The organism is Denitrobacterium sp. (genome assembly GCF_056180635.1).
This window is the reverse complement of record NZ_JAZZJS010000035.1, coordinates 1-6,354: the sequence shown is the minus strand read 5'-3', so window position 1 is coordinate 6,354 and position 6,354 is coordinate 1. Positions and strand designations below refer to the sequence as shown.

The following is a 6,354-nucleotide window of genomic DNA, read 5'->3' as shown; positions in this document are numbered from 1 at the left end:
AAGGTCGCCTCGTACTTGAGGTTCTGCACCTGGCCCTCGGCCGAACTCATGGCGCTTTCCTCGGTGGCTCCGGCCACGCTGTAGTAGTGAGCCTCGGCAGTGCGCTGATTAACGAGCACGAACCCAACGATGGCGTTGTCGCTCGTAGCGCTCGTCACTCCCGTGTACACCCACACGTCGTCGTCTTTGGCGATGTAGTTGTACCCCAGCTCGCCATCGGTGCCGGGCGTGGTCTGCACGACGCCGCTCTGGCCAAGCCAGCTGTTCAGCCAGCCGTTATGCAGGCTGCCGTACCAGTTGTACTGCTGAATGAGCAGGTTGCTGGGATACGCACGGTCGACCCATTCGGGGCACTCGTCGATGGGGACGTCGATGCACTCGCCCGTGCTGGCGTTCACCAGCACCACGCGCTCGATGGTTTCACCGCCGAACAGGCCAATAGTACGCGTCTGAACGGGGCAAACCCACCAGGGAGTTCCATCCTCGTCGATTTCGAAGCTCTTCTCCTCGAACATGTAGAAGGGATACTTCAGCTGCACGTAGCGATCGATGTTGCGCTCGAGAGGTTCGCTTTCGGAGTAGTACATGGGCTGCGAGAGTCGCACGACCTGCGTGTCCTGGCTCGCCATGTCCACCACCACGTAGGCGGGAATGCCCGTGTCCTTGTTGTAGAACCACTTAAAGAGGTCGGCGTAGTTCAGCGGGCTCACGCGCACGGGGCGGCCCTGGTAGTTGATCTGGGAATACAGGCTCGAGATTTCGAACTGGCTCACGTACTCGGGAATTTCGCCCAGCGTGCGGTTGCCCAAGAGAACGGCACTTTCGCGGTCGATGACGGGAATCGTGTCGTAGTCGGGTTCCTGGATGTCGGTTGCGAAATCGGTATCCTCGATCTGCAGGATGCTCGAATACTTTTCGGCGTTGCCGGGCCAGATGCTATATGACGCGGCCCAGCCCAGAACGGCAACCGCGAACACGGCCACGGGCACCCACGATAGCCACTTGAAGCACTTCGCCTTGCCGGCGTTCTTCGGACGCGCGTTCGTGCCCGACTTATACGACGCGGAAAGGGCCTTGAACGTGATGAACGACGGCAGGAGCACGAACACCACCAGGAACGTCCACAGGTCCATCGAATGGATATTGATAGGCGGATGGAACCACCAATAGGCACCCGCAATCACCAGAAGCAGCACCAGAATCGCAATGATGAGCGTGCGCTTCCTCCAACTGGGAAGCCTAATGCCCTCGAAGAAGCTCGACAGGTCATCGCCGCCGTTGGAGCCTCCTGCAAAGTGATTCCGCTGGCCATGCGACGCCTTGCGCTTCCCCCGGGAACCCTTCGATTCCCCGCCAGAGGTTTCCCCGGCGGAGGAAGACGCATGGGGCGCCCCATCCTCGGGAGGCACGAAACCCACCATGCGGAAGAACTCGTCCATTTGATTTTTGTCCACGTTCAGACTCCCTCATTAGCTTGCATTTCGCGTAAGTATACCAGCGCAAACGGGGCGAGCACTAGGCTCGCCCCGCACGTTATCGATTCGATATGAACGCCGTTCGGCGCGCGTTGCTATTCGGAGGCAAGATTGCGGATGACGTACTGCAGGATACCGCCGTGATAGTAGTACTCGCCCTCCGTGGGCGTATCGATGCGCACGAGCGCCGTGAAGTCGACCGTAGTTCCATCGGGCTTGGTCGCGCGCACGTTCACGTGAGCGGGCTTGGGAAGCCCCTCGCTAAAGTCGATGTCGTCGATATCGAACGTTTCGGTACCATCAAGGCCCAGCGATTCCGTGCTCTGGCCCTCTTCGTACTGAAGCGGGAGCACGCCCATGCCAATGAGGTTGCTGCGGTGGATGCGCTCGAAGCTTTCGGCAAACGCCGCGCGCACGCCCAGGAGCATGGGGCCCTTCGCCGCCCAGTCGCGCGAGGAACCGCTACCGTACATCTTGCCGGCCAGCACCACCAGGGGCACGCCAGCCGCGCGATAGGCCTCGGAAGCGTCGAAGATGAGCTTGATGGCGTCGTCGGTCATGTCGCGCGTCCAACCGCCCTTACGGCCTTCCGCGAGGAGGTTGGCGAGCTTCACGTTCGCAAACGTGCCACGGGCCATGACCTCATGGTTGCCACGACGGCTGCCATACGTGTTGAAATCGGCATCGTCGACACCACGTTCGCGCAGGTAGCGCGCCGCCGCGGAATCGGCGGCGATGGCGCCGGCGGGCGAAATGTGGTCGGTGGTGATGAAGTCGCCCAGGTTCACGATGGCGCGGGCGCCGCGCACGGGCTCGGGAGCAGCGGGCGAAGCGGTCATGCCGTCGAAGTACGTGACACGACGCACGTACGTGGAGCTTTCATCCCATGCGAACAGGTCGCTCGGCTCGCGACCAAGGCTCCTCCACGCATCGTCGCCATCGAAGAGGCCTTCCGCGCCGTCTTCGAACAGGGCGCGGTTCACAACCTGATCCTGCAGCGCGGCAATGTCAGCATTGGTGGGCCAGATATCCTTCAGGAACACGGGCTCGCCCTGCGCGTTTTCGCCCAAGGGCTGCGTTTCGAAGTCGAAATCGAGCGTACCGGCAAGCGCGTAGGCGATAACGCCCGCGGGGGCAGACAGGTAGTTCTGCGCGACGTCGGGGGAAATGCGCCCCTCGAAGTTGCGGTTGCCAGAAAGCACGCTTGCGAGCTCGATATCATCGGCGATGTCATGCAGCGCGGGCAGAACGGGACCCGAGTTGCCGATGCAGCTCATGCAGCCAAAACCACACGTGTAGAAGCCCAGCTTGCGAAGGCCATCCATCAGGCCGGCTCGCTCGAGCAAGAGCTCGGTGGCCTTGCTGCCCGGAGCGAGAATCGTCTTCACCCACGGCTTGGGCGCGAGACCCGCTTCCGCGGCGTTCTTGGCAACGATGCCGCATGCGAGCATCATGGCCGGGTCGGTTGCCGTCGTGCAGCTGGTTACCGCGGCGATGGCAATGGCACCATGCGTGAGCTCGTAGTTCGCACCGTCGATTTCCACCGTGACAGCCTTGCCGCTTTCGACGTTGCGCTCGGAGCAAATCTCCTGGAAGCGATCGCGCGCACCCGCGAAGGAAATGCGGTCGTGCGGACGCGACGGCCCGGCAATGCTGCGCTCAACCGTGGAAAGGTCGATGCGAAGCACCTTGGAGTACGAGCGCTCACGCCCGTCGTTCCAAAGGTTCTGCTCCTTCGCATATGCCTCCACCAGGGCAATCTGCTCTTCCGTGCGGCCCGTGACGCGCAGGTAGTCGAGCGTCTGCTCGTCGACGGGAAACAGCGTGCACGTGCTGCCGTATTCGGGCGTCATGTTGGAAACGCACGCGCGCTGCGTGGCGGTGAGGTTCGAAACGCCCTCGCCGAAGCATTCCACGAAGCAGCCCACAACGCCCTCGGCGCGCAGCATCTGCGCGAAACGCAGGGAAAGATCCATGGCGGAAACGCCATCGGGCAGCGAGCCAGTGAGCTCGACGCCGATAACGCGCGGAACGAGCGTGGTGATGGGCTGGCCCAGAGCGGCAGCCTCGGCTTCGATGCCGCCAACGCCCCAGCCCAGAACGCCTACGCCATTAGCCGTGGGCGTATGGCTGTCGGTGCCAACGAGGGTATCGAAGTACGCGAGCGTGCCCTCTTCGGCATCGCGCGTCATAACGACCTTCGCAAAGCGCTCGATGTTCAGCTGATGGCAGATGCCCTGTCCGGGAGGCACGATGCTCACGTTCTGGAACGAGCTCTGCGCCCACTTCAGAAAGTCGTAGCGCTCGCGGTTGCGCTGGAACTCGAGTTCGATGTTTTCCTGCATAGCGCCCGCGCAGCCGGCCTTGTCGGCAATGACGGAATGGTCGATTACCAGGTTGCAGGGAGCCTGGGGGTTGATCTTCGACGGGTCGCCACCCAGGGCAGCGCACGCTTCGCGCATGACCGCGAAATCGACGAACACGGGTACGCCCGTGAAGTCCTGGAAGAGCACGCGCGCAGGGCTGAATTCCACTTCCTCGCCCGCCTGGCCCTTCGTGCCGGCCTCGACAAGACGACCCACCAGAAGCTGGGCGGTCTCCTCGTCGGGGGCGCAGCGCAGAATGTTTTCCAGCAGCACGGTGAGCGCATACGGAAGACGCTCGGCGCCTGCCACCGCCTGCACGGGATAGTAGCGATACTCCCTATCCGCGACCTGAAGCTTCGCGGTTTCCTTCAACTGTGACATATAGCTTCTCCTAGCGATTGCGGGGCCGCAAAGGCAGCCCCGCATGTTCTTCCTACAGCGCCGCGATCAGGGCGTCGGTGAATTCGGTCGTGCTGCAGCCGGGCTTGCTGGAACCGGTGGCCCAGCGGATGTCGCCCGTGAGGTGCTCGCCCTCGGCGTACACGGCACGCACGGCAGCGCGGATGCGCTCAGCGCATTCCTGCTCGCCCAAGTAGTCGAGCATCATGCACGCGGAGAGGATCTCGGCCGTGGGGTTGGCCTTGTTCTGGCCGGCGATGTCGGGCGCGCTACCATGAACGGCCTCGAAGATCGCGTAATCCTTGCCGATGTTGGCACCCGGGGCAATGCCCAGGCCACCCACCAGGCCCGCGCACAGGTCACTGGCGATATCGCCATAGAGGTTCGGCAGAACCACGACATCGAACTGGCTGGGATCGATGACCATGTTCATGCAGAAGGCATCGACGATCTTATCCTCGAACTCGATGCGGCCCTCGTATTCCTTGGCCACCTCGCGCGCGACGCGCAGGAACAGGCCGTCGGAATGCTTCATGATATTCGCCTTGTGAACGGCGGTGACCTTCTTGCGGCCCTGAGCGATGGCATACTCGAAGGCGTACTTCACGATGTTGCGAGACCCCGTAACGGAAATGGGCTTCACGGAGATGCCGGCATCGGAGCGAATGTCGCCGGCGTTATGCGACGAGCAGAACTCGATGAGCTCGGCGGCTTCGGTGGAACCCTGCTCGAACTCGATGCCCGCGTACAGGTCTTCGGTGTTCTCGCGCACGATGACCAGGTCGACGTTATCGTAGCGGCCGCCAGCGCCTTCGATGCTGATGTTGGGGCGCAGATTCACGTACAGGTCGAACGCCTTGCGCAGGGCAACGTTAACGCTGCGGAAACCAGAGCCAACGGGCGTCGTTACGGGACCCTTGATGGCGACCTTGTTGCGCTTCACGGCATCGAGCGTGCTCTGCGGCAGCGGAGTGCCGTACTCTTCCATAAGATGCGCGCCGGCTTCAGCGATTTCCCACTCGATTTCGGCTCCAGCTGCTTCGAGAACGCGCTGCATTGCGCCGCTCGTCTCGGGACCAATGCCATCGCCGGGAATGAGTGTAACAGTGTGCTGTGCCATCTGGTCTCCTTCAGCCTCGTCTGTGTACTTTAGTGTGCAGTAGTGTTTCTTATTCCTACCATAGATGCCAAACAAAAAAGAATTGGCACGGAAATCACCGCGCCAATTCCGTATATAGCAACCGCTTACCGCGAATGTTGCTACGAAAGGTTATCGATAATCTGCTGGGCTCGATGCTTGAGCGCGCCCTTGCCGTTCTTCGCGTCGAACTCCATACGCTCTTTCAGCTGCTCTTTTACCGAAGGGGCAAGCTTGCCTTCCGAGAAGCCGATGACGGCTACGAGCATTTCCTGGAACTCGACATCGCCGTGATAGCACTGAATGGCTTCGTCGATGAGGGGCCAGGTCTTCTCGGAGCGGATTTCGGTGGTGGCACCAAGCTTGCAGAGGAAACGCATGCCGGCCAAATGGGCGGGACCACTATCCTCGTCGAACAGGGCCGTTTCGGCGCCGGGGATGGCCTTGTCGCATACGCGCGATTCGATGTCGACGATCTGCGTGAGCGCTTCCAGGCATTCCCACCTCGTCTGAGCCTCGGGGCGATTGAGCGCATCGACGATATCATCGACATAGGCGAGCACCTTGTTGGCGTCTTTCTTGGCCACGCCGGCAACAACTGCTGCCGCATTCTGCCTGGCACGACGCGAAGAACCCGAGAGCTCGTTCACGACCTTCTTCAACATGCCCTCTCGCGAAGCTGCAATTTTGATTGCCTGATCGATAGCTTCTTTATCGCTCACATAGACTCCTTCTACCGCGCAATAGTATCTTTCAAATTTTACCTCAACATTGGGCTTTTGCCTAAAAGCGAGACAGCCGCCGTGCAAAGACACACCCATGCAAGAGCATAGTAGCCTGCTGAGCAGGCAAAACAAAAAGGCCCGCCCCGCATGCGCGGGACGGGCCATGGCATGGAAATGCCCCCCATGAGCGCGACGCCCTATCCTCCCACGGACTACACCGCAGTACTTTCGGCGAGGAGGGGCTTAACTGC

Annotated in this window: 4 protein-coding genes; all 4 read right to left on the bottom strand. The window is 61.3% G+C overall.

From position 1 onward, the window contains the following. A partial coding sequence (locus AC04P6_RS02910) for a Tat pathway signal sequence (protein ID WP_475565091.1) occupies positions 1-1,454 on the bottom strand: 1,454 nt, incomplete at its 3' end. A gap of 116 nt (positions 1,455-1,570) precedes the next feature. Beyond that, positions 1,571-4,222: an aconitate hydratase AcnA gene (acnA, locus tag AC04P6_RS02905; RefSeq protein ID WP_475565090.1), complete on the bottom strand. Its 2,652-nt coding sequence runs from the start codon at positions 4,220-4,222 to the stop codon at positions 1,571-1,573. Positions 4,223-4,274: 52 nt separating this feature from the next. Continuing rightward, positions 4,275-5,360, bottom strand: coding sequence for an isocitrate/isopropylmalate dehydrogenase family protein (locus tag AC04P6_RS02900; RefSeq protein ID WP_475565089.1), 1,086 nt, complete (start codon positions 5,358-5,360; stop codon positions 4,275-4,277). 140 nt (positions 5,361-5,500) lie between these two features. Then, positions 5,501-6,043: a hypothetical protein gene (locus tag AC04P6_RS02895; protein WP_475565092.1), complete on the bottom strand. Its 543-nt coding sequence runs from the start codon at positions 6,041-6,043 to the stop codon at positions 5,501-5,503. Positions 6,044-6,354: the final 311 nt, after the last annotated feature.

Excerpts from the sequence above, each read along its gene's own strand:
- AC04P6_RS02900 (WP_475565089.1), bottom strand. The coding sequence starts at position 5,360 with ATGGCACAGCACACTGTTACACTCATTCCCGGCGATGGCATTGGTCCC.
- AC04P6_RS02895 (WP_475565092.1), bottom strand. The coding sequence starts at position 6,043 with ATGTTGAAGAAGGTCGTGAACGAGCTCTCGGGTTCTTCGCGTCGTGCC.
- acnA (WP_475565090.1), bottom strand. The coding sequence starts at position 4,222 with ATGTCACAGTTGAAGGAAACCGCGAAGCTTCAGGTCGCGGATAGGGAG.